Source organism: Pseudomonas migulae NBRC 103157 (assembly GCF_002091715.1).
Taxonomy (GTDB): domain Bacteria; phylum Pseudomonadota; class Gammaproteobacteria; order Pseudomonadales; family Pseudomonadaceae; genus Aquipseudomonas; species Aquipseudomonas migulae_A.
Map to the genome: position 1 here is coordinate 116,824 of NZ_BDAG01000015.1, position 21,008 is coordinate 137,831.

Genomic DNA, 21,008 nt, shown 5'->3' on the forward strand with positions numbered 1-21,008 from the left:
AGTAAAAAAGGCGACCTTCTCAGGTCGCCTTTTTCATTGGCTCAGGCATTACTGACCGCTGTAAATCTGATCAAAAATCCCGCCATCATTGAAGTGAGTCTTCTGCACGGTGCGCCAGTCACCAAAGGTCTTCTCCACCGAGAGGAAATCCACTGTCGGGAAGCGATCGTTGTACTTGGCCAGTACGGCCGGATCACGTGGACGCAGGTAGTTGGCGGCGGCAATTTCCTGACCTTCCGGCGACCACAGGTACTTCAGGTATTCCTCGGCGGCAGCGCGGGTGCCTTTCTTCTCGACTACTTTGTCGACCACAGACACCGGCGGCTCCGCTTCGGCGGAGACGCTTGGGTAGATGACTTCGAACTGGTCACGGCCAAACTCGCGGGCAATCATTTCCGCTTCGTTTTCGAAGGTCACCAGCACGTCGCCGATCTGGTTGGTCATGAACGTGGTGGTGGCGGCACGGCCACCGGTATCGAGCACTGGCGCTTGTTTGAACAGTTTGCCGACGAAGGCTTTGGCCTTGTTCTCGTCACCGCCGTTTTTCAGCACATAACCCCAGGCCGACAGATAGGTGTAGCGGCCGTTGCCCGAGGTTTTCGGGTTCGGCACGATCACTTGCACGCCGTCCTTGAGCAGATCAGGCCAGTCTTTCAGCGCTTTCGGGTTGCCTTTGCGAACGATGAACACAGTGGCCGACGTGAACGGCGCGCTGTTGTTCGGCAGGCGGGTGACCCAGTTGTCCGGGACCAGTTTGCCATTGTCCGCCAGAGCGTTGATGTCGGTAGCCATGTTCATGGTGATGACGTCAGCCGGCAGACCGTCGATCACGGAGCGCGCCTGTTTGCTGGAACCGCCGAAGGACATCTGCAGGGTGATGTTTTCGTTGTGCTCGGCTTGCCAGTGTTTCTGGAAGGCCGCGTTGTAGTCCTTGTAGAAATCGCGCATCACGTCGTAGGAAACGTTGAGCAGGGTCGGTGCGGCCTGAGCCACGCTGGTCAGTGCCAGGCCAGCGGCCAGAAGTGAGGCGCCAAAGAGTTTTTTCACTGCGCATTCCTTGTTCTATTTGTAGGAACTGCCGAAGGCTGTGGTCTTTTGAACTTTAAGAGCTACATCAAAAGATCGCAGCCTTCGGCAGCTCCTACGGGTTAGTTGTTACTCATTAAAAGAGGGGTTGCTACTGTTTTGCCAGCGACTATAACTGTGCTTGCATAGTCCTTTAAAGATTAAAAAGCACTTTGCTTATTCCAGTTTCTTGAATAGAGCATTGCCGCACCGCGAGCAAAATGCAGCGCCGTGCTCGTGGCTGTTTTTTTTGCACACCGGGCAGTCGTGTTGCAACTGTTCGCCGCGCATGGCGTTGGCCAGCTCGGCGGTGAAAATCCCCGTCGGCACTGCGATGATCGAGTAACCGGTGATCATCACCAGCGACGAAATCACCTGACCCAGCGGCGTCTTGGGCACGATGTCGCCAAAGCCTACGGTAGTCAGCGTCACGATCGCCCAGTAGATACCTTTCGGAATGCTGGTAAAGCCGTGCTCCGGGCCTTCGATCACGTACATCAGTGTGCCGAACACGGTCACCAATGTGCAGACGCTGACCAGAAACACCACGATCTTCTGCTTGCTGCCGCGCAGCGCCGACATTAGATAATTGGCTTGTTTCAGATAAGGACTGAGCTTGAGCACGCGGAAAATCCGCAGCATTCGAATGATCCGGATAATCAGCAAATACTGCGCATCGGCGTAATACAGCGCCAGGATACCGGGCACGATCGCCAGCAAATCCACCAGGCCGTAAAAGCTGAACGCGTAACGCAGTGGCTTCGGCGAACAATAGAGGCGCAGGCCATATTCGATGGCGAAGATGACGGTGAAGCCCCACTCGATGTACGCCAGCACGTTGGCGTAGTTCTTGTGGATCGTGTCGATGCTGTCGAGCATCACGATGACGATGCTGGCGAGGATGATCAACAGCAGAATGCCGTCGAAGCGCCGTCCGGCCTTGGTGTCGCTCTGGAAAACCATGACGTAAAGGTCTTCACGCCAGTTTTTGCTGCTGTCCATGGAAAACGCCTGAATCGAGAATCAGCGCAGCCTAGGGTGATTCTCCCCGATAGCGCAAGGCGCGTGGTCGACGGCGGCCTGGCGCAGCACGCGAATGCCGGCGCGGATCAGCCAGCAGGCGAGGATGAACGGCGCGGTCAATGTGGCCAGACCGAGCGCGGCGAAGCCCGGTGTGAACAATACGGCAAGCCCAATGCCCAGCAGTGGCAGCCAGGGCCGGCGGCGTTGTCCGCTGAAGGCGAGGGCGGCGAGCGCGGCGTTATAACCGCCCAGCCCCAGCAGCGCGGTTGAGGTTTCGTGCTGCAGCAAGGCGAACGCGAGTCCGGCAATGGAGCCCAGCAGTGCCCACAAAAAAGCGCGTCGGTCGGCGATCAGCAAGCCGACGGCGATCAGTGCACCCGCCAGCGGATGACCGAGAAACATCACCTGACCGAGCCCCTTCAACGGGGCGGCGAACAGGTTGAGCGTGTTCATGTCGATCAGCGGCGCGGGGTGTTGCGGCCCGGTAAACGACAGCAGCAACCAGCTCATGCCGACGAAGGGCGCGGTGTAGGCCGGCAGGCAATGATGGTCGCGGGCGCGTTTCAACCATTGCTGGGTGAGCATGGCACTCAGTCCGCCAGCGGCAATGATCAGCGGCGGCAGCAGCGCCGACCAAGGGAAATACAGGCTCAGCAGCAAGCCGAGCAGAACGCCGTTGTAACTGAACAGCCCGGCCTGACGGTCGGCCTTGGCGTAGTTGCGACGTTGCGCGGTGAGCAAACCGGCGAGGCCGCCCAGCAGGGCGCCGCCGAGCAGGGTTGGCGCGGTAAAGAGGATCGCCAACAGGCACAGCAGGCCGCACAGCGGATGGCGCTGGAGGAAGATCTGGCTGAAACCGTTGAGCAGGGCTGTCGCCCAATCGGGGCAGTGGGTGTTGAAGTGGTTGGCAGGCATGATGAAATCTAGGGCAGTGGGGAAAACCAAGGTCTTGCATAAACCCTGTGGTGAGGGAGCTTGCTCCCGCTGGGCTGCGTAGCAGCCCCAATTCGGCGAATGCGGTCTTTCTGTTGGAACCGTCATGCCAAAGCGACGACTGCTACGCAGCCGAGCGGGAGCAAGCTCCCTCGCCACAAGTATTGTTGCTTAAATCAACGTCTCGATACGCAACGAGTTAGTCGACCCAGGCTGCCCAAACGGCACGCCCGCCGTGATCAATAAAGTGTCCCCGCGCTGCGCCATGCCCTGTGCCTGCGCAATCTCCAACGCCGTCGAGCACACTTCATCCACCTGCCGCAGTCGATCATTCACCACCGAGTGCACGCCCCAGGCCACCGTCAAGCGGCGAGCCGTCTGCAGGTTCGGCGTCAGGTTCAGAATCGGCACAGTCGGCCGTTCACGCGCCGCACGCAGACTCGACGCACCCGACTCGCTGTAATTCACCAGCACCGCCACCGGCAGCACGTTGCTGATGCGACGAATCGCGCAACTGATCGCATCGGAAACCGTCGCCTCAGCCTTCGGCCGGCTGACGTCCAGTTGCGTCTGATAGTCCGGGCCGTTTTCCACTTGGCGGATGATCTTGCTCATCATCTGCACGGCTTCCATCGGGTACTCGCCGGACGCGGTTTCCGCCGACAGCATCACCGCATCAGCACCTTCGGCCACGGCGTTGGCCACATCGGTGACTTCGGCGCGGGTCGGCGCCGGGGAGAAGCGCATCGACTCGAGCATCTGCGTCGCCACCACCACCGGTTTGCCCAGTTCGCGGCAAATGCTGATGATGTTTTTCTGAATCTGCGGCACGCTTTCGGCCGGTACTTCGACGCCGAGGTCGCCACGGGCAACCATGATCGCGTCGCTCAGTTCAGCGATTTCCCGCAGTTGAGTGACCGCCGACGGCTTCTCGATCTTGGCCATCAAAAACGCTTTGTCACCGATCAGTTCACGGGCTTCGCGAATGTCTTCCGGACGTTGCACGAACGACAGCGCGACCCAGTCCACACCCAGTTCCAGACCGAAACTCAAGTCGCGACGATCCTTGGCGGTCAGCGGGCTCAGTTCCAGCACCGCTTGCGGCACGTTCACCCCTTTGCGATCCGACAACTCACCGCCATTGAGCACCGTGGTGTCGATGGCATCGGCGTACTTGGTGACCACCCGCAGACGCAGTTTGCCGTCGTCCAGCAGCAGATCCATTCCCGGCTCCAGCGCGGCGATGATTTCCGGGTGTGGCAGGTTGACCCGGCGTTGATCGCCCGGCGTCGGGTCCAGGTCCAGGCGCAGCGCTTGACCACGATGCAGTTGCACCTTGCCTTCGGCGAACTTGCCGACCCGCAGTTTCGGGCCTTGCAGGTCCATCAGAATGCCCAGGGGGTAATTCAGCTGACGCTCGACTTCACGAATCCACTGATAGCGCTGGGCGTGGTCGGCGTGATCGCCGTGGCTGAAGTTCAGGCGGAAGATGTTGACCCCGGCCTGTACCAGCTCGCGGATGTCTTCGAGGCCATCGGTGGCCGGGCCGAGGGTGGCGAGGATTTTGACCTTTTTATCAGGCGTCATGTTTAGGGCTCTCGAGAATCAGAATGGCGCGGAAGTCGTTGACGTTGGTGCGGGTCGGCTCGGTGACGATCAGTGCGTCCAGCGCCGCGAAATAGCCGTAGCCATTGTTGTTGTCGAGTTCGTCGCTTGCGCTCAACCCGAGGGCGGCGGCGCGGGCGTAGCTCTCCGGGGTCATGATTGCGCCGGCGTTGTCTTCGGAACCGTCGATGCCATCGGTGTCGCCGGCCAGCGCGTAGACGCCGGGCAGGCCTTTGAGGCTGTCGGTCAGGCTGAGCAGGAATTCGGCGTTACGTCCGCCCCGGCCATTGCCGCGCACGGTGACCGTGGTTTCGCCGCCCGAGAGGATCACGCACGGCGCCGGCAATGGCTGGCCATGCAAGACCACTTGCCGCGCGATGCCGGCGTGAACCTTGGCGACTTCGCGGGACTCGCCTTCCAGGTCGCCGAGGATCAATGGGCTGAAGCCGGCCTGACGCGCTTTCACCGCGGCCGCTTCAAGCGACTGCTGTGGACGGGCGATCAACTGGAAATGACTGCGCGCCAGACTCGGATCGCCGGGTTTGACCGTCTCCGATTCCGGGCTTTGCAGCCAGTTGCGTACGGACGCCGGGATATCGATGCCATAGCGTTTGAGGATTGCCAGCGCTTCGCCGGAGGTGCTCGGATCGGCCACGGTAGGGCCGGAGGCGATGACCGTAGCGAGGTCGCCCGGCACGTCGGAAATCGCATAGGTATAAACAGTGGCCGGCCAGCAGGCTTTGCCGAGGCGACCGCCCTTGATCGCCGAAAGGTGTTTGCGTACGCAGTTCATCTCGCCGATGGTCGCGCCGGATTTGAGCAGGGCTTTGTTGATCGATTGTTTGTCGGCGAGGGTGATGCCGGCAGCTGGAAGTGCGAGCAGCGCAGAACCACCGCCCGAAAGGAGGAAGATCACGCGGTCGTCTTCAGTCAGGTGGCTGACCAGTTCAAAGACACGCTTGGCGACCGCTTGGCCGGCAGCATCCGGCACCGGGTGCGCTGCTTCGACCACTTCGATTTTTTCGCACGGGGCGCCGTGACCGTAACGCGTCACCACCAGACCGGACACTTCACCCTGCCAGCAACGCTCGACCACCTGGGCCATGGCGGCTGCGGCTTTACCGGCACCGATGACGATCACCCGACCGCTGCGATCGGTGGGCAAATAAGCTTCGAGGACGTGCTGCGGATGGGCCGCGTCGATGGCTGTGGCGAACAGCTCGCGCAGGAATTGTTGCGGATCGACCGACATGGCGGGCTCCCGGAATTCTTGTTATTTGAAGGGCAACTCGATCCTGTAGGAGCCGGTTTGCTGGCGATTGCATCAATGCGGTGTGCATAGCAGACCGTGTCGCCTGAATCGCCAGCAAGCCGACTCCTACAGGTGTATGGCGTTACTTATCGCGAATCGAGAAATTCGCCATGTGTTCCAGACCCTTGATCAGCGCCGAGTGATCCCAGTTGCTGCCACCGATGGCCGCGCAGGTGCTGAACACTTGCTGGGCGTTGGCAGTGTTCGGCAGGTTGATGTTCAGCTCTTTGGCGCCTTGCAGGGCCAGGTTCAGGTCCTTCTGGTGCAGGCTGATGCGGAAGCCCGGGTCGAAGGTGCCTTTGATCATGCGCTCGCCGTGCACTTCAAGGATCTTCGACGAAGCGAAACCGCCCATCAGCGCTTCACGGACCTTGGCCGGATCGGCACCGTTTTTCGAGGCGAACAACAGCGCTTCGGCCACGGCCTGAATGTTCAGCGCAACGATGATCTGGTTCGCCACTTTCGCGGTTTGCCCGTCGCCATTGCCACCGACCAAGGTGATGTTTTTGCCCATGGCCTGGAACAGCGGCAGGGCGCGCTCGAAGGCGTCGGCATCGCCGCCGACCATGATGCTCAGGGTCGCAGCCTTGGCACCGACTTCGCCGCCGGACACGGGCGCGTCGAGGTACTGCGCACCTTTTTCGTTGATTTTGGACGCGAAGGCTTTGGTGGCGGTGGGCGAGATCGAGCTCATGTCGATGACGATTTTGCCTTTGCCCACACCGGCTGCGATACCGTCGGCGCGGAACAGTACGTCATCGACCTGCGGGGTATCCGGCACCATGACGATGATGAACTCGGCTTCCTGGGCAACTTCTTTCGGGTTCGCCAGCGCGACGGCGCCACCGGCAACCAGGTCGGCAGGGGCGGCGTCGTGATGCGCCGACAGGAACAGGCTGTGACCGGCTTTCTGCAGGTTCAACGCCATTGGGTGGCCCATGATGCCGGTGCCGATAAATCCGATTTTAGCCATGTGAAAATCCTCTTGTTTTTATTGCTGCTGCAAACAAATTGGGACTGCTTCTGTAGGAGTCGGCTTGCTGGCGATCCAGGCGATGCGGTCTGTCATAGACACCGCAGTGATGCCATCGCCAGCAAGCCGGCTCCTGCAAGGATTTGCGTTAGATCGCGTTGTGGGTTTTCAGCCAGCCCAGACCCGCTTCCGTGGTGGTCAGCGGCTTGTATTCACAGCCAACCCAACCCTGATAACCGATGCGGTCCAGGTGTTCGAACAGGAAGCGGTAGTTGATTTCCCCGGTGCCCGGTTCGTTGCGCCCGGGGTTGTCGGCCAACTGGATGTGGTTGATCTTGCCCAGGTGCGCGGCCATGGTGCGGGCCAGGTCACCCTCCATGATTTGCATGTGGTAGATGTCGTATTGCAGGAACAGGTTGGCACTGCCGACCTGCTCGCGAATCGACAGGGCTTGCGCCGTGTTGTTCAGATAGAAACCCGGGATGTCGCGGGTGTTGATCGCTTCCATCACCAGTTTGATGCCCGCCGCTTGCAGCTTGTCGGCCGCATACTTGAGGTTGGCGACGAAGGTTTTTTCCACGATGGCATCGTCGACGCCCTGTGGACGAATACCGGCCAGGCAGTTGACCTGGGTGTTGCCCAGCACTTGCGCGTAGGCAATCGCCAGATCGACACCGGCGCGAAATTCTTCGACCCGGTCCGGCAGGCACGCGATACCGCGCTCGCCCTTGGCCCAGTCACCGGCCGGCAGGTTGAATAACACCTGGGTCAAGCCGTTGGCGTCGAGCCTGGCTTTGATTTCGGCGGAGCTGAAGTCGTAAGGGAACAGATATTCCACGCCAGTGAAGCCGGCCTTGGCGGCCGCTTCGAAACGGGCGAGAAACTCCTGCTCGGTGAACAGCATGGACAGGTTGGCTGCGAAACGCGGCATGGTGGTCTCCCGTATATGTGTGAGGTCCGTCTGTAGGAACCGGCTTGCTGGCGATGGCGGTTTATCAATCGACATCGATGCGGCTGATACATTGCTATCGCCAGCAAGCCGGCTCCTGCAGGGGCGTGATCAATCGTTAATCGAGCAACGAAATCGCCGTTGGTGCGTCGTTGCCGACCAGCGCCAGGTCTTCGAATTCGTTGACGGCGTTGATCTCGGTGCCCATGGAAATGTTGGTCACGCGCTCCAGGATAATCTCGACGATCACCGGCACCTTGAACTCCTCGATCAGTTCCTGAGCCTTGCGCAGGGCAGGCTGGATCTGAGCCGGTTCGAACACTCGCAGTGCCTTGCAGCCGAGGCCCTCGGCGACCGCCACGTGATCGACACCGTAACCGTTGAGTTCCGGAGCGTTCAGGTTATCGAAGGACAGCTGTACGCAGTAGTCCATGTCGAAACCGCGCTGGGCCTGACGAATCAGCCCCAGGTACGAATTGTTTACCACAACGTGGATGTACGGCAGCTTGAACTGCGCGCCTACCGCCAGTTCTTCGATCATGAACTGGAAATCATAGTCGCCCGACAGTGCCACGACCTTGCGGGTCGGATCGGCCTTGACCACGCCCAATGCTGCAGGAATGGTCCAGCCCAACGGGCCGGCCTGACCGCAGTTGATCCAGTGACGCGGCTTGTAGACGTGCAGGAACTGCGCGCCGGCAATCTGCGACAGACCGATGGTGCTGACGTAGCAGGTGTCTTTGCCGAACACCTGGTTCATCTCTTCATACACGCGCTGCGGCTTGACCGGCACGTTGTCGAAGTGAGTCTTGCGCTGCAGGCTGGCTTTACGCTGCTGGCAGTCTTGCAGCCAGGCGCTGCGGTTTTTCAGTTTGCCGGCGGCCTGCCATTCGCGAGCGACTTCGATGAACACGGTCAGCGCGGCAGCGGCGTCGGACACGATGCCCAGGTCCGGGGTGAACACGCGGCCGATCTGAGTGCCTTCGATGTCGACGTGAATGAACTTGCGGCCTTCGGTGTACACGTCGACCGAACCGGTATGACGGTTGGCCCAACGGTTACCGATACCGAGTACCACGTCGGATTTCAGCATCGTGGCATTGCCGTAGCGGTGCGAGGTCTGCAAGCCGACCATGCCGACCATCAGCGGGTGATCGTCCGGAATGGTGCCCCAGCCCATCAGGGTCGGAATCACCGGGATACCGGTCAGCTCAGCGAACTCCACCAGCAAGTCGCTGGCATCGGCGTTGATGATGCCTCCACCGGCTACCAGCAATGGGCGTTCGGCCTGATCGAGCAGCGCCAGGGCTTTTTCCACTTGAACGCGGGTCGCGCTCGGCTTGGCCAATGGCAGCGGCTGGTAGGCATCGATGTCGAATTCGATTTCGGCCATCTGCACGTCGAACGGCAGGTCGATCAGCACTGGCCCCGGGCGACCGGAGCGCATTTCGAAGAACGCCTTCTGGAACGCGTAAGGCACCTGGCCCGGTTCCAGAACGGTGGTTGCCCACTTGGTCACTGGCTTGACGATGCTGGTGATGTCGACTGCCTGGAAGTCTTCCTTGTGCATCCGGGCGCGGGGTGCTTGCCCTGTGATGCACAGAATCGGGATCGAGTCGGCCGAGGCGCTGTAGAGCCCGGTGACCATGTCAGTACCGGCCGGGCCGGAAGTGCCGATGCACACGCCGATGTTGCCAGCCTTGGTGCGGGTGTAGCCCTCGGCCATGTGCGAGGCGCCTTCAACGTGGCGAGCGAGGACGTGATCGATGCCACCGACCTTCTGCAAGGCGTTGTACAGCGGGTTGATCGCGGCGCCCGGGATGCCAAAAGCGGTATCGACCCCTTCACGGCGCATCACCAGAACGGCGGCTTCGATTGCTCTCATTTTGCTCATGGTTTTGTGCCTCTTACGTTTTGTAATTGTATACAAGTGGCTTTGCGCAGAGTGTATTCACGGCGGACGGCGCAGGTCAATCCATTTTCTCAAGCGACTGTTTCATTCGTCGGAAGCCTGTTCTGCTGTGGCTTTTCGTCGCATGTGGCGCTTTTCGAGAATTATTGTATACAAAAATATAATTCATTGTGTTCTATTTGTCGCATCGGACTGCGGCACAAACGTGCAGTCCATCCGCTTTCCCTATAACAAAATGAGGACGGCACCATGAGCGCTTTAACCTTGAAAGTGGCTGTCAACCTGACCAGTCAGGCCATCTCCGCCGCGCGTGCTATTTCCGCGGCCCCGTTGACCATCGCCGTGCTGGATGCCGGCGGGCACCTGCTCTCGCTGCAACGCGAAGACGGTGCCAGCCTTCTGCGACCGCAAATCGCCATCGGCAAAGCCTGGGGCGCCATCGCCCTGGGCAAAGGCTCACGCCTGCTGGCGCTGGACGCCCAGCAACGCCCGGCATTTATTGCGGCGTTGAACAGTCTGGGGCAGGGCAGTGTGGTGCCGGCACCGGGCGGTGTGTTGATCCGTGATCAGGAGGGGAATGTGCTGGGAGCGGTGGGCATCAGCGGGGATTTGTCGGATGTTGATGAACAGTGCGCGATCAATGCGATCGAGGCGTTGGGGTTGAAAGCGGATGCGGGGGTGAGTGCTTGATCTTCAGCGTCTGAACAAATGTCATCGCTGGCAATCCAACTCGTCGCACCGCAGCTCCCACAATGACTGTAGGTGTTCACATATTTTGCGGACACCGACAGACCCTGTGGGAGCTGCGGTGCGACGATTCGACTTGCCAGCGAATGCTATCTGCCAGACACATCCAGCTAAAAGTATGTATCACCGTTCAGTGTTTCCAGGTCTAGCCTCTTCATGAACTCATCATGAGAGAGGCAAAGGAATGCCCGGTTTTCCCGCATCACATCGCTTGCGAGCCGGCCGCTATGCCGAGCCCAATCGAATTTATTTACTGACCACCAACACTCTGGATCGCGAACCGATCTTTGCCGACTTCGCGTTAGGCAGATTGGTCGTTCACCAATTCTGCCGGGCACAAAATCTCGGATTGGCAAAGTCATTGGCTTGGGTCGTCATGCCCGATCATTTTCATTGGCTGGTCGAATTGGAAAACTGTTCGCTCAGAAGGCTGATGCGCCAGACTAAATCCCTGATTACGAGGGAGGTGAATTTTTCGATTGGTAGAGGTGGGCCGCTTTGGCAGCAGGGTTATCACGACCGAGCGTTGAGGCGGGAGGAGGATTTGGTGAAATTGGCCCGGTATGTCGTGGCAAACCCACTGCGGGCCGGGCTTGTTGAAAAGCTTGGCGACTATCCGCTGTGGGATGCCATCTGGGTTTGAGTCGGCACCGAGTCGCCTACATCGCTGGCAAGCCAGCTCCCACAGGTTCCTCTGTTGAGTTCAAATTCTGTGGACGACACGAATCCCTGTGGGAGCTGGCTTGCCAGCGAAGGCCGCGCCTCGGTCTACCGATCTGGCTCACACCCCTTGAGCACCAACCGAATAATCGTCTGCGCCGCCGCTTCGTAATCCTCTTCATCCAGCTTGGCCTTGCCGGTTATCGCAGTGATCTGCCAGTCAAAGTCGGCATAGGTCTGGGTCGCGGCCCAGATGCTGAACATCAGGTGGTTGGGGTCGATGGGGGCGATCTGGCCGCGGTCGATCCAGGTCTGGATGCAATCGATGTTGTGCTTGGCCTGGCTGTTCAGTTGTTCGACCAGGTCGGCGCTCAGGTGCGGAGCGCCGTGCATGATTTCGCTGGCGAACACCTTGGAGGCGAAGGGCAGGTCGCGGGAAATGCGGATTTTCGAGCGGATATAGCCGCTCAGCACCTCGCTGGGCACACCGTCGGCGTTGAACGGTGTCGAGGCCTGCAGAATCGGCTCGATGATGCTTTCCAGAACCTCGCGGTAGAGGTTTTCCTTGGATTTGAAGTAGTAGTAGACGTTGGGCTTGGGCAATCCCGCCTTGGCTGCGATGTCACTGGTTTTGGTCGCAGCGAAGCCCTTGTCGGCAAATTCTTCACTGGCGGCACGCAGGATCAGTTCTTTGTTGCGCTCGCGGATAGTGCTCATAAACCAGGTGGTTCCTTGCCTGTTCTGGCGGTTGCGCATGGTAGCACCGGCCTCGCGCGGCGCTCAAGAATGCCCCATGCGGCGCTCAGCCACGCTATGCTGCGCAGCATTCATTAAAGAAGGACACCTGATTCATGGCAGGAAGCAGTTTACTGTTGCTGATCGACGACATTGCCGCGGTACTCGACGACGTGGCGTTGATGACCAAAATGGCCGCCAAGAAAACCGCCGGCGTGCTCGGTGACGACCTGGCGCTCAATGCCCAGCAGGTCAGTGGTGTGCGCGCCGAGCGGGAAATCCCAGTGGTTTGGGCGGTCGCCAAGGGGTCGTTTCTCAACAAACTGATCCTGGTGCCATCGGCGCTGGCGATCAGTGCGTTCATTCCGTGGCTGGTTACGCCGTTGCTGATGGTTGGCGGCGCCTACCTGTGTTTTGAAGGTTTCGAAAAACTCGCGCACAAGTTCCTGCACAGCAAGGCTGAAGACCAGGCCGAGCATGCGGAGCTGGTCGAAGCCGTGGCCGATCCGGCGGTCGACCTGGTGGCGTTCGAAAAGGACAAGATCAAGGGCGCCATCCGTACCGACTTCATTCTCTCGGCGGAAATCATCGCCATCACCCTCGGCACCGTGGCGGATGCGTCGCTGACCCAGCAAGTGATCGTGCTGTCGGGCATCGCCATCGTCATGACCATCGGCGTCTATGGACTGGTGGCCGGCATCGTCAAGCTTGATGACCTCGGCTTGTGGCTGACCCAGAAGCCCGGCCAGATGGCTAAAAGCATCGGCGGCGGGATTCTGCGCGCGGCGCCGTACATGATGAAAAGCCTGTCGGTGATCGGCACGGCGGCGATGTTCCTGGTGGGCGGCGGGATTCTCACCCACGGCGTGCCGATGGTTCACCACTGGATTGAAAGTGTCAGTGCGGGGGCGGGTGGTGCCGGGTTTATCGTGCCGACGTTGTTGAATGCGGTGGCAGGGATTGTGGCGGGTGCGGTGGTGTTGGCGTGTGTGATGGTTGTCAGCAAGCTCTGGAAAACAGTGAAAGGCTGAAGCCTGACACTATCCAACTGTGGGAGCGGGCTTGCTCGCGAAGGCGGTGTGTCATTCAACATAGATATCGACTGACACCCCGCCTTCGCGAGCAAGCGCGCTCCCACAGTTGATTTGTGGTGTTTGAAGTTCCGTGCATGAAAAAGGCCATTCGACTCGCATCGAATGGCCTTTTTTGTTGCCGCCGGATTACTCGGCGATCTGCAACTTGCGCGACTCGGTGTACACGTAGCGCACCTTCTCATACTCGAACGGCGAGTTCAGCTGGCCATAACGGAAGCTGTTCTGGTGGCGCTTGTCGATGCTGCGAAGGACCCACACTTCAGGGTGGTTGGAACTGACTTCGGCGACGTTCAGGAAGTTGATCGCCGACTCGGCGGTGAAGTCTACGGCCAGGCCGCCGGTGTCGCGGATGTTGGAAGGGCCGAGGATCGGCAACACAAAGTAGGCGCCGCCCGGTACGCCGTAGAAACCGAGCGTCTGGCCGAAGTCTTCGCTCTGGCGCGGCAGGCCCATGGAGGTGGCCGGGTCCCACAGGCCGGCGATGCCGATAGTGGTGTTGAGCAGCAGGCGCGCGGTGGTTTCCATCGAGCGTTTGCCTTTGAACTGCAGCAGGCTGTTCATCAGGTTCGGCACGTCGCCGAGGTTGTTGAAGAAGTTGCTGACGCCGGTGCGCAGGAAGCTTGGCGTGATGTAGCGATAACCGTCGACCACCGGCAGGAACACCCATTGGTCGAAGCGGTAGTTGAAGTGATACACCCGGCGGTTCCACTCTTCCAGCGGGTCGTACACGTTCAGTGCGTTGAGGCTGGAGCGTTCGAATTCACGCTGATCCAGGCCCGGGTTGAATTTGAGTTTGCTCAACGGCTCCTTGAAACCGTCATTGTCGATGACCACCGGCGCGTTGGCTTTGCTGTTGTCGGCATTGGCGACGCCTGCACAGAGTAACGCTGCGATAAGCAGGAGGTATTTAGCCACGGAAAAACTCCAGCATGGCGTCGCTGTTGACGCGATAGTTAAGGTTGCCGCAATGGCCGCCCAGTGGATAAACGGTCAAACGGTCGCCGAAAGTCTTGCGCAGGAAACCCAGGTCGCCAGGGCCGAGGATCACGTCGTCGGCGTTATGCATGACCGCGATTTTCGGGCTGTCGTGCAGATAATCCTTCAAGGCATACAGGCTGACCTGGTCGATCAGTTGCAGCAGGCTGCCGCCATCGGTGCGCGCACGCCACATCGGGATCACTTGTTCGGTGATGTAGCAGTCGAAGTCACACTGCAGCGCACGCTTGAGGTACGGCGTAAGCGTGGTGCCTTCTGTGATAGGCGTTTTTGGTGGAGTGATCAGGCCGCGACGGTTGATCAGGTCCGAGGTAAAGGCGATGTCGGCGGCCGAGAAGCGGAACGAGGTGCCGATCAACATGGCCATCTGTTCGTTGCTCAGGTGCTGCTTGGACTGCTGGAAGTCATAGAGCAGGGCATCGTTGAGGTCGATGTAGCCTTTTTGCTGGAAGTAGCGGGTCAGTTTGTTCAGTACCAGTTCATAGAACGTGGTGCTGTTGTTGATGCCCTTGACCTCTGTCTGGACGAGTCTGTCCAGGTTGGTGATCGAGGTGTAGAGGTTGACTGGCGGGTTGAGCAGCAAGACTTTCTTGAAATTGAAACTGCGGCGGGTTTCGTCCAGGTGTGCGACGAATGCGGCGTCCAGTGCACCCAGGCTATATCCGGTCAGGTAGTAATCAGTGACAGGCAGTTTCGGATTTTGCGCCCGCACGGCTTGCATCACCCGGTACATGTCTTCGGCGTCATCCTTGGTGATGCCGGGTGTGGCAAAGCGTGAGGCGGCGCTCATGAAGTCGAAGCTGGTAGGCGACGACAGTTGCACAACGTGATAGCCGGCCTTGTAGTAGAGCTTTTTCAGGTATTCGTTAAGGCTGCTGTCATAGCGCGCGCCAGTGCCGGCAATCAGGAAGATCAGCGGGGCGGCTTTATCCTGGGTGGCGATGCGATAGGTCAGTTTCTTCACCGGCCAGAAGTTGTCCGGTAGTTCGAATTCACGCTCCGGACGCAACGTGACGGTGCGGGTTTCCTGGTCGATGTCATCGTCCAGCGGCAATTCCGGACGCAGGTCCGGCGGTGTCGTCGCAATGGTCGCCTCGAACGGATTGGTCAAGGGGTAGCCATAACTGGCGGCGTCGATATCGACCGCCAGTGCGGACGCACTCAAAATAAGGCCGCCAAACAGGGCGGCAAAGCGCAAGGAACGGAGCATGACTAGATCCCTTAGAGAGAAAGGTGCCGGATGAAGTTCGCAGGCTATGACCACAGGGGGTGCGCCAAAGTGCCATGCCTCGGCACCAAACAGGCCTAATTTCAGAGTAATGGTAGCTGGGACGATACACTTTGCAGCGAATGACTGCCCAGTTAACTGTTGTTAACGCTTGCGTCAGGCTGTCGGCAGATTAAGCTGGCCGCCGTTTTCGCTTATTGGAGTGCCCTATGTCCCGCCGTCTGCCCGTGATTCTGCTGCTTGTTTTGCTGCCTTTATGGCTGGCCGCCAGTTATGGCGCGCGTTATGGCTTCATGGAGGATGCGCAGTGGGTCGGCATCTGCGTTGACGAGGCGAGCCGCTGGGAATGCGTGGTCCGTTCGAACCTGGGCCTGATGATTCATTTCCAGGTATTGGGCTGGGCAGCCCTGGCGGCAGCGGTGATCGGCTTTGTGCTGCCTGGCCGGGCAGGGTGGTGGTTGGCGGTGCTGGCGCTGGTGTTCGGGTTTCCGGCGCTGGCGTTGTACAACACGACGATGGCGGTGTTTGCGGTGGTGATTGCTGCTTTGCGGTTGGTCAGAGCGTCTCGTAGCGCCTGATAGTCAGTCTTCGCGAGCAAGCCCGCTCCCATATTTGATCGTCGTCGTACACAAATACTGTGCTCACTGAAGATCTACTGTGGGAGCGGGCTTGCTCGCGAATGGGTCATCAGCTGCGCTGAAGATCAGCCTTGCGAACCCGCAAACTGCGCCACAACGCCGCCACCATCAACACACTCACCAACGCCCAGCCCCAGGCCTGCTGGTTTTGCAAACCTTCGCGATACAACTGCGGCGCAATGCAAGCGCCGATGATGAAGGTCAGCAAGGCAATCTCTCGACGCGGCACGCTCACCGGACGGCACAGGTAAACCAGCGCCGGCAGGATGAACGCGACACTCGGGAAGCTGCGATAACGCGGATCGAACACCAGCTCCAGCATCATCACCGCCGCCGCAAAACCTGCCACCGCCAGCAACCAGCCCGCCCGACGCTCCAGCGCAGTGAAGGCCTGCCCGCGCCAGCCCGTGCGAGCACTCAATGTCAGCGCTGCATGTGCCAGCACCAACAGATTCAAACCGGTCAGCAAGGCGACCCACAACCATTCACTGGCAAACCGCGTGGTCACCCGCGCCAGGTCGCCCCACGCGCCAATCGAGCAGGCCGCCAGCGCGCCCAGCAGTGGCAGAACCAGTGCCGAGCGGGTGCTGCGTACGCGTCCGCCAAGAATCAGCGTGCCGAGAAAAATCACTCCGCCCACCGCCAGCCATTGCGACCAGTACGGCACATTCGACACCGGACCCGCCAGCACGCCCTTGTCCTGGCGATCAGCATCAAACAGCCCCCAGTAACCGCCGACCGCACCTTCACTGGCGCGTTTCCAGGGCTGGTCAAAGGCTTCGATCAGGTTGTAATGCCAGCCTTCCTGTTCGGCGATGATGACAAAGGCGCGAATGAACTTGGCTTCATTGACCCGGCTCGGCAAAGCGGTTTCGCGCTGACGGCCTTCGCTCGGCCAGCCGGTTTCGCCAATCATCACGTCTTTGGGCGCAAATTTGTTGCCGAACACCTGACGCACTTCGCGAACATGCTGCAGGGCGGCGTCGATGTTCGAAGGCTCGTCCTCCCAGTACGGCAGCAAGTGGATAGTCAGGAAATCCACCGCTGGGGCGATTTCCGGGTGTTTGAGCCAGAACTCCCAGACGTCGGCATAAGTGACAGGCTGCTTGACCTGGCTTTTGACCTTGCTGATCAGCCTGACCAGCTGCGCGCCGGTGACTTCCTTGCGCAACAGGGTTTCGTTGCCGACGATCACTGACGTCACCACGTCCGGGTTGGCGTTGGCGGAGGCAATCAGCAAGTCGACTTCTTTCTCGGTGTCCACCGGGTTGCTGTTGACCCAGGCGCCGATCATCAACTTCAAGCCATGCTTGCGCGCCAGATCGGGCAAGGCCTCGAGGCCGGTCATGGAATAGGTGCGAATGCATTCGAAGCGGGTGGCCAGCAGGGCGAGATCGGCGTCCATGCGCTCGGGGCGCAACTTGAACGGCTGATCGAACGGCGATTGGTCTTTATCGAACGGAGTGTAGGAGGCGCATTGCAGCTTGTGCGTCGCGCTGGCCACGTCCGGCAGAATCACCGGTTTGCCGAGTCCGTACCAAAAACCGCCGAGGGCAAAAAGCCCCAACAGGCAGGCGAATAAATAAGCAAAAAAAGGAAAGCGTGATGTGGCGGGCATGGTCAGGCCGTCTGGGAGCAAAGCCGCGCATGTTACCTGCAATTGCTCCGCGCTTGGTGGCTTGCATGATTTTGACATGCAAAGTTCAGGCGGATCGGCGGGAGCATCAAAGGTGGTCGTGATTAATGGCGTTCTGATGTCGTTTCTCGATGCCTTGAGGTCGTAGACAGCACAGGTTCCGGTTGGCGTCAGGTTGATTATCGAACCGTCAGTACTCCGCTGACATTCGAACGAGTTTGCGGTGGGCGTGATGGGGGCGCTGTGCACCATAACAATACGTTGACGCGGCTCGGCATCCGTCGAGCGCAGCACTTTCGGGGAAGTAACGATGAAGATGCGACGACTTTTAGGCGCAGGTGCCGCTCTGGTACTTGCGATTGGCTCCACATTCGCCAATGCCGAGAGCAAGACCCTGAGCATCGGTTACGTTGATGGCTGGTCCGACAGCGTAGCGACCACTCATGTGGCCGCCGAAGTGATCAAGCAGAAGCTGGGTTATGACGTGAAGCTCCAAGCCGTCGCTACCGGGATCATGTGGCAGGGCGTGGCCACCGGTAAACTGGACGCCATGCTGTCGGCCTGGCTGCCGGTGACCCACGGTGATTACTGGGCCAAGAACAAAGACCAGGTCGTTGATTACGGCCCGAACTTCAAGGACGCGAAAATCGGCTTGATCGTGCCGGAGTACGTCAAGGCCAAGTCGCTTGAAGATCTGAAAACCGACGACAGCTTCAAGAAACGCATTGTCGGCATCGACGCCGGTTCAGGCGTGATGCTCAAGACCGAGCAGGCGATCAAGGACTATGACCTGACCGGCTATCAACTCAAGGCCAGTTCTGGCGCCGGCATGATTGCCGAGCTGACTCGTGCCGAGAAGAAAAACGAATCCATTGCCGTGACCGGTTGGGTGCCGCACTGGATGTTCGCCAAGTGGAAACTGCGCTTCCTCGAAGACCCGAAAGGCGTGTATGGCGCGGCTGAAACCGTGAACAGCATCGGCAGCAAAGAGCTGGCAACCAAAGCACCGGAAGTGGCCAAGTTCCTGAAGAACTTCCAGTGGTCTTCGAAAGACGAAATCGGCGAAGTCATGCTGGCCATTCAAGAGGGCGCCAAACCTGAAGCCGCCGCGAAGGATTGGGTCGCCAAGCACCCGGAGCGTGTTGCAGACTGGACCAAATAATCTGAGCTGACGCGTTTGGTCAGCACCTCTCAAGGCCCCTTGGCATAACAGTCAAGGGGCTTTTTTGCTTTTCTGTAGGAGCCCGGCTTGCCGGCGATGGCGATTGTGAGGACGCCATCGCCGGCAAGCCGGGCTCCTGCAAAGGCCGTGCTACACCAAACATTGGCGAATCGGTCATGTCGTTCTAATACTAAGGTCGTCTGGAACCAGTTCCGCAGCCGCATAAAGTGGATCACGTTGTAACTTCATCTGTGCTGCGAGGATAAAAACAATGAACGACAGCATTTACCTCTCGATTCAAAACAGCCCGCGCTTCAAGGAGCTGGTTAGTAAGCGAGAAAGGTTCGCCTGGATTCTTTCGGCGATCATGCTTGGGCTTTACTCCGGATTCATCCTTTTGATCGCTTACGGGCCGCATATTCTGGGCGCGAAGATCAGCCCTGAGTCATCGATAACCTGGGGCATACCGATCGGCGTCGGGCTGATTCTTTCAGCCTTCGTCCTTACCGCGATCTACGTTCGACGCGCCAATGGCGAATTCGACGACCTGAACAATGCGATTCTCAAGGAGGCTCAGCAATGATCCGGCGTCTAATGGCTTTATTGAGCATCGCAGCCTTCGCACCGGGCGCCTGGGCGGCCGAAGCCCTGACGGGGGCCGTGCAGAAACAACCACTGAACATCGCTGCAATCCTGATGTTCGTGGCGTTCGTCGGCGCGACGTTGTACATCACCTACTGGGCTTCGAAGAAAAACAACTCGGCGGCCGACTACTACGCGGCCGGTGGCAAGATCACCGGTTTCCAGAACGGCCTGGCGATCGCTGGCGACTACATGTCCGCGGCGTCCTTCCTGGGTATTTCCGCCCTGGTGTTCACCTCCGGCTACGACGGCCTGATCTACTCGATCGGCTTCCTGGTGGGCTGGCCGATCATTCTGTTCCTGATCGCCGAGCGCCTGCGTAACCTGGGTAAATACACCTTTGCCGACGTGGCGTCCTACCGCCTCGGGCAAACCCAGATTCGCTCGCTGTCCGCTTGCGGTTCGCTGGTGGTGGTGGCGTTCTACCTGATCGCGCAAATGGTCGGTGCCGGCAAGCTGATCCAGCTGCTGTTCGGTCTCGACTATCACGTTGCGGTGATCCTGGTCGGTATCCTGATGTGCATGTACGTGTTGTTCGGCGGCATGCTGGCGACCACTTGGGTGCAGATCATCAAGGCTGTGCTGTTGCTGTCCGGTGCCTCGTTCATGGCGCTGATGGTGATGAAGCACGTCAACTTCGACTTCAGCGCACTGTTCTCCGAGGCGATCAAGGTTCACCCTAAAGGTGAGGCGATCATGAGCCCGGGCGGCCTGGTGAAAGATCCGATCTCCGCGTTCTCCCTGGGGCTGGCACTGATGTTCGGTACCGCTGGCCTGCCACACATCCTGATGCGCTTCTTCACCGTGAGTGACGCGAAAGAAGCTCGCAAGAGCGTGCTGTATGCAACTGGCTTCATTGGTTACTTCTACATCCTGACCTTCATCATCGGCTTCGGCGCGATCCTGCTGGTCAGCACCAACCCGGCCTTCAAAGATGCGGCTGGCGCGCTGTTGGGCGGCAACAATATGGCGGCGGTGCACCTGGCCAACGCGGTAGGTGGCAGTATCTTCCTGGGCTTCATCTCGGCGGTAGCGTTCGCGACCATTCTGGCAGTGGTTGCCGGTCTGACCCTGGCCGGTGCTTCGGCGGTGTCCCATGACCTGTATGCCAGTGTGATCAAGAAAGGCAAGGCGAACGAGAAGGACGAGATCCGTGTCTCGAAAATCACCACCATCGCCCTGGCGGTGCTGGCGATCGGTCTGGGCATTCTGTTCGAAAGCCAGAACATCGCGTTCATGGTGGGCCTGGCGTTCTCGATCGCGGCGAGCTGTAACTTCCCGGTGCTGCTGCTTTCCATGTACTGGAAGAAGCTGACCACGCGCGGTGCGATGATTGGTGGCTGGCTGGGTCTGGTCAGTGCTGTTGGCTTGATGATTCTCGGGCCAACCATCTGGGTGCAGATCCTGCATCACGAGAAGGCTATCTTCCCGTATGAGTACCCGGCGTTGTTCTCGATGATCATTGCGTTTGTGGGGATCTGGTTCTTCTCGATCACTGACAAGTCGGCTGCTGCGGATAATGAGCGGGCGTTGTTCTTCCCGCAGTTTGTTCGTTCGCAGACTGGTTTGGGGGCGAGTGGGGCGGTTTCGCACTAAGGCTTCGAGATTGTTTGTGTAACAGTTGGGTTGAATAGAAATGCCCCGGTCGAGAGATCGGGGCATTTTCTTTTGGGTGTACATATCCATTTCTGCGGTAAC

19 protein-coding genes are annotated in these 21,008 nt (G+C 59.3%); 7 read left to right on the forward strand and 12 right to left on the reverse strand.

Annotation, left to right across the window (positions count from 1 at the left end; all coding sequences use genetic code 11):
* Positions 1 to 48 precede the first annotated feature (48 nt).
* From PMI01S_RS14015 to gcl, 8 genes are all read right to left on the reverse strand, one after another.
* A complete protein-coding gene (locus PMI01S_RS14015) occupies positions 49 to 1,047 on the reverse strand; it encodes a sulfate ABC transporter substrate-binding protein (protein ID WP_084320594.1) in 999 nt (332 codons plus the stop codon).
* Positions 1,048 to 1,242: 195 nt separating this feature from the next.
* Positions 1,243 to 2,067, reverse strand: a complete 825-nt coding sequence (locus PMI01S_RS14020; RefSeq protein WP_084320595.1) for an ion transporter — start codon at positions 2,065 to 2,067, stop codon at positions 1,243 to 1,245.
* 21 nt (positions 2,068 to 2,088) lie between these two features.
* Complete coding sequence (locus tag PMI01S_RS14025; RefSeq protein ID WP_084320596.1) at positions 2,089 to 3,003, reverse strand: urea transporter; 915 nt, start codon at positions 3,001 to 3,003, stop codon at positions 2,089 to 2,091.
* 189 nt (positions 3,004 to 3,192) lie between these two features.
* Positions 3,193 to 4,608, reverse strand: coding sequence for a pyruvate kinase (gene pyk / locus PMI01S_RS14030; protein WP_084320597.1), 1,416 nt, complete (start codon positions 4,606 to 4,608; stop codon positions 3,193 to 3,195).
* On the reverse strand, positions 4,598 to 5,878 hold the full coding sequence (locus PMI01S_RS14035) for a glycerate kinase type-2 family protein (protein ID WP_084320598.1): 1,281 nt from the start codon (positions 5,876 to 5,878) through the stop codon (positions 4,598 to 4,600). The genes pyk and PMI01S_RS14035 overlap by 11 nt, the downstream gene beginning before the upstream one ends.
* Positions 5,879 to 6,020: 142 nt before the next feature.
* A complete protein-coding gene (locus PMI01S_RS14040; RefSeq protein ID WP_084320599.1) occupies positions 6,021 to 6,911 on the reverse strand; it encodes a 2-hydroxy-3-oxopropionate reductase in 891 nt (296 codons plus the stop codon).
* Between the two features lie 148 nt (positions 6,912 to 7,059).
* A complete protein-coding gene (hyi, locus tag PMI01S_RS14045) occupies positions 7,060 to 7,842 on the reverse strand; it encodes a hydroxypyruvate isomerase (protein ID WP_084320600.1) in 783 nt (260 codons plus the stop codon).
* A 136-nt stretch (positions 7,843 to 7,978) separates the two neighbouring features.
* Positions 7,979 to 9,754 carry a glyoxylate carboligase gene (gene gcl, locus PMI01S_RS14050; protein WP_084320601.1) on the reverse strand — a complete coding sequence of 592 codons (1,776 nt, stop codon included), beginning with the start codon at positions 9,752 to 9,754 and terminating at the stop codon, positions 7,979 to 7,981.
* A 267-nt stretch (positions 9,755 to 10,021) separates the two neighbouring features.
* Here gcl and PMI01S_RS14055 point away from each other — a divergent pair, with 267 nt between their 5' ends.
* Together PMI01S_RS14055 and PMI01S_RS14060 are read left to right on the forward strand one after the other, a co-directional pair.
* Positions 10,022 to 10,462: a GlcG/HbpS family heme-binding protein gene (locus PMI01S_RS14055; RefSeq protein WP_084320602.1), complete on the forward strand. Its 441-nt coding sequence runs from the start codon at positions 10,022 to 10,024 to the stop codon at positions 10,460 to 10,462.
* Between the two features lie 241 nt (positions 10,463 to 10,703).
* On the forward strand, positions 10,704 to 11,162 hold the full coding sequence (locus PMI01S_RS14060; RefSeq protein WP_084320603.1) for an REP-associated tyrosine transposase: 459 nt from the start codon (positions 10,704 to 10,706) through the stop codon (positions 11,160 to 11,162).
* A 125-nt stretch (positions 11,163 to 11,287) separates the two neighbouring features.
* Here the strand turns inward: PMI01S_RS14060 and PMI01S_RS14065 are convergent, their stop codons facing one another.
* Complete coding sequence (locus PMI01S_RS14065; RefSeq protein ID WP_008026771.1) at positions 11,288 to 11,896, reverse strand: TetR/AcrR family transcriptional regulator; 609 nt, start codon at positions 11,894 to 11,896, stop codon at positions 11,288 to 11,290.
* 134 nt (positions 11,897 to 12,030) lie between these two features.
* On the opposite strand from PMI01S_RS14065, the gene PMI01S_RS14070 reads away from it, so the two are divergent.
* A complete protein-coding gene (locus PMI01S_RS14070) occupies positions 12,031 to 12,945 on the forward strand; it encodes a DUF808 domain-containing protein (RefSeq protein ID WP_084320604.1) in 915 nt (304 codons plus the stop codon).
* A 189-nt stretch (positions 12,946 to 13,134) separates the two neighbouring features.
* Here the strand turns inward: PMI01S_RS14070 and PMI01S_RS14075 are convergent, their stop codons facing one another.
* Together PMI01S_RS14075 and mlaY are read right to left on the reverse strand one after the other, a co-directional pair.
* Positions 13,135 to 13,923, reverse strand: a complete 789-nt coding sequence (locus PMI01S_RS14075; RefSeq protein ID WP_084320605.1) for an MlaA family lipoprotein — start codon at positions 13,921 to 13,923, stop codon at positions 13,135 to 13,137.
* Entirely contained in the window at positions 13,916 to 15,214 is a 1,299-nt protein-coding gene (gene mlaY, locus PMI01S_RS14080) for a lipid asymmetry maintenance lipase MlaY (protein ID WP_084320606.1), read from the reverse strand. The genes PMI01S_RS14075 and mlaY overlap by 8 nt, the downstream gene beginning before the upstream one ends.
* Positions 15,215 to 15,441: 227 nt before the next feature.
* Between mlaY and PMI01S_RS14085 the strand changes: the two genes are divergently transcribed.
* Positions 15,442 to 15,810, forward strand: a complete 369-nt coding sequence (locus PMI01S_RS14085) for a hypothetical protein (RefSeq protein WP_084320607.1) — start codon at positions 15,442 to 15,444, stop codon at positions 15,808 to 15,810.
* Between the two features lie 109 nt (positions 15,811 to 15,919).
* Here PMI01S_RS14085 and PMI01S_RS14090 read toward each other — a convergent pair whose 3' ends face one another.
* Entirely contained in the window at positions 15,920 to 17,488 is a 1,569-nt protein-coding gene (locus tag PMI01S_RS14090) for a glycoside hydrolase family 17 protein (protein ID WP_235864404.1), read from the reverse strand.
* Positions 17,489 to 17,816: 328 nt separating this feature from the next.
* Between PMI01S_RS14090 and PMI01S_RS14095 the strand changes: the two genes are divergently transcribed.
* The 3 genes from PMI01S_RS14095 (at position 17,817) to PMI01S_RS14105 (ending at position 20,906) form a co-directional block, all read left to right on the forward strand.
* Complete coding sequence (locus PMI01S_RS14095; protein ID WP_084320608.1) at positions 17,817 to 18,668, forward strand: glycine betaine ABC transporter substrate-binding protein; 852 nt, start codon at positions 17,817 to 17,819, stop codon at positions 18,666 to 18,668.
* Between the two features lie 271 nt (positions 18,669 to 18,939).
* Positions 18,940 to 19,251 carry a DUF485 domain-containing protein gene (locus PMI01S_RS14100; protein ID WP_084320609.1) on the forward strand — a complete coding sequence of 104 codons (312 nt, stop codon included), beginning with the start codon at positions 18,940 to 18,942 and terminating at the stop codon, positions 19,249 to 19,251.
* Complete coding sequence (locus PMI01S_RS14105; RefSeq protein WP_084320610.1) at positions 19,248 to 20,906, forward strand: cation acetate symporter; 1,659 nt, start codon at positions 19,248 to 19,250, stop codon at positions 20,904 to 20,906. Before PMI01S_RS14100 ends, PMI01S_RS14105 begins: the two co-directional genes overlap by 4 nt.
* Positions 20,907 to 21,008 lie beyond the last annotated feature (102 nt).

Coding starts and splice junctions, on each gene's coding strand:
- PMI01S_RS14020 (WP_084320595.1), bottom strand. CDS start 2,067: ATGGACAGCAGCAAAAACTGGCGTGAAGACCTTTACGTCATGGTTTTC.
- PMI01S_RS14025 (WP_084320596.1), bottom strand. CDS start 3,003: ATGCCTGCCAACCACTTCAACACCCACTGCCCCGATTGGGCGACAGCC.
- pyk (WP_084320597.1), bottom strand. CDS start 4,608: ATGACGCCTGATAAAAAGGTCAAAATCCTCGCCACCCTCGGCCCGGCC.
- PMI01S_RS14035 (WP_084320598.1), bottom strand. CDS start 5,878: ATGTCGGTCGATCCGCAACAATTCCTGCGCGAGCTGTTCGCCACAGCC.
- PMI01S_RS14040 (WP_084320599.1), bottom strand. CDS start 6,911: ATGGCTAAAATCGGATTTATCGGCACCGGCATCATGGGCCACCCAATG.
- hyi (WP_084320600.1), bottom strand. CDS start 7,842: ATGCCGCGTTTCGCAGCCAACCTGTCCATGCTGTTCACCGAGCAGGAG.
- gcl (WP_084320601.1), bottom strand. CDS start 9,754: ATGAGCAAAATGAGAGCAATCGAAGCCGCCGTTCTGGTGATGCGCCGT.
- PMI01S_RS14055 (WP_084320602.1), top strand. CDS start 10,022: ATGAGCGCTTTAACCTTGAAAGTGGCTGTCAACCTGACCAGTCAGGCC.
- PMI01S_RS14060 (WP_084320603.1), top strand. CDS start 10,704: ATGCCCGGTTTTCCCGCATCACATCGCTTGCGAGCCGGCCGCTATGCC.
- PMI01S_RS14065 (WP_008026771.1), bottom strand. CDS start 11,896: ATGAGCACTATCCGCGAGCGCAACAAAGAACTGATCCTGCGTGCCGCC.
- PMI01S_RS14070 (WP_084320604.1), top strand. CDS start 12,031: ATGGCAGGAAGCAGTTTACTGTTGCTGATCGACGACATTGCCGCGGTA.
- mlaY (WP_084320606.1), bottom strand. CDS start 15,214: ATGCTCCGTTCCTTGCGCTTTGCCGCCCTGTTTGGCGGCCTTATTTTG.
- PMI01S_RS14085 (WP_084320607.1), top strand. CDS start 15,442: ATGTCCCGCCGTCTGCCCGTGATTCTGCTGCTTGTTTTGCTGCCTTTA.
- PMI01S_RS14090 (WP_235864404.1), bottom strand. CDS start 17,488: ATGCCCGCCACATCACGCTTTCCTTTTTTTGCTTATTTATTCGCCTGC.
- PMI01S_RS14095 (WP_084320608.1), top strand. CDS start 17,817: ATGAAGATGCGACGACTTTTAGGCGCAGGTGCCGCTCTGGTACTTGCG.
- PMI01S_RS14100 (WP_084320609.1), top strand. CDS start 18,940: ATGAACGACAGCATTTACCTCTCGATTCAAAACAGCCCGCGCTTCAAG.
- PMI01S_RS14105 (WP_084320610.1), top strand. CDS start 19,248: ATGATCCGGCGTCTAATGGCTTTATTGAGCATCGCAGCCTTCGCACCG.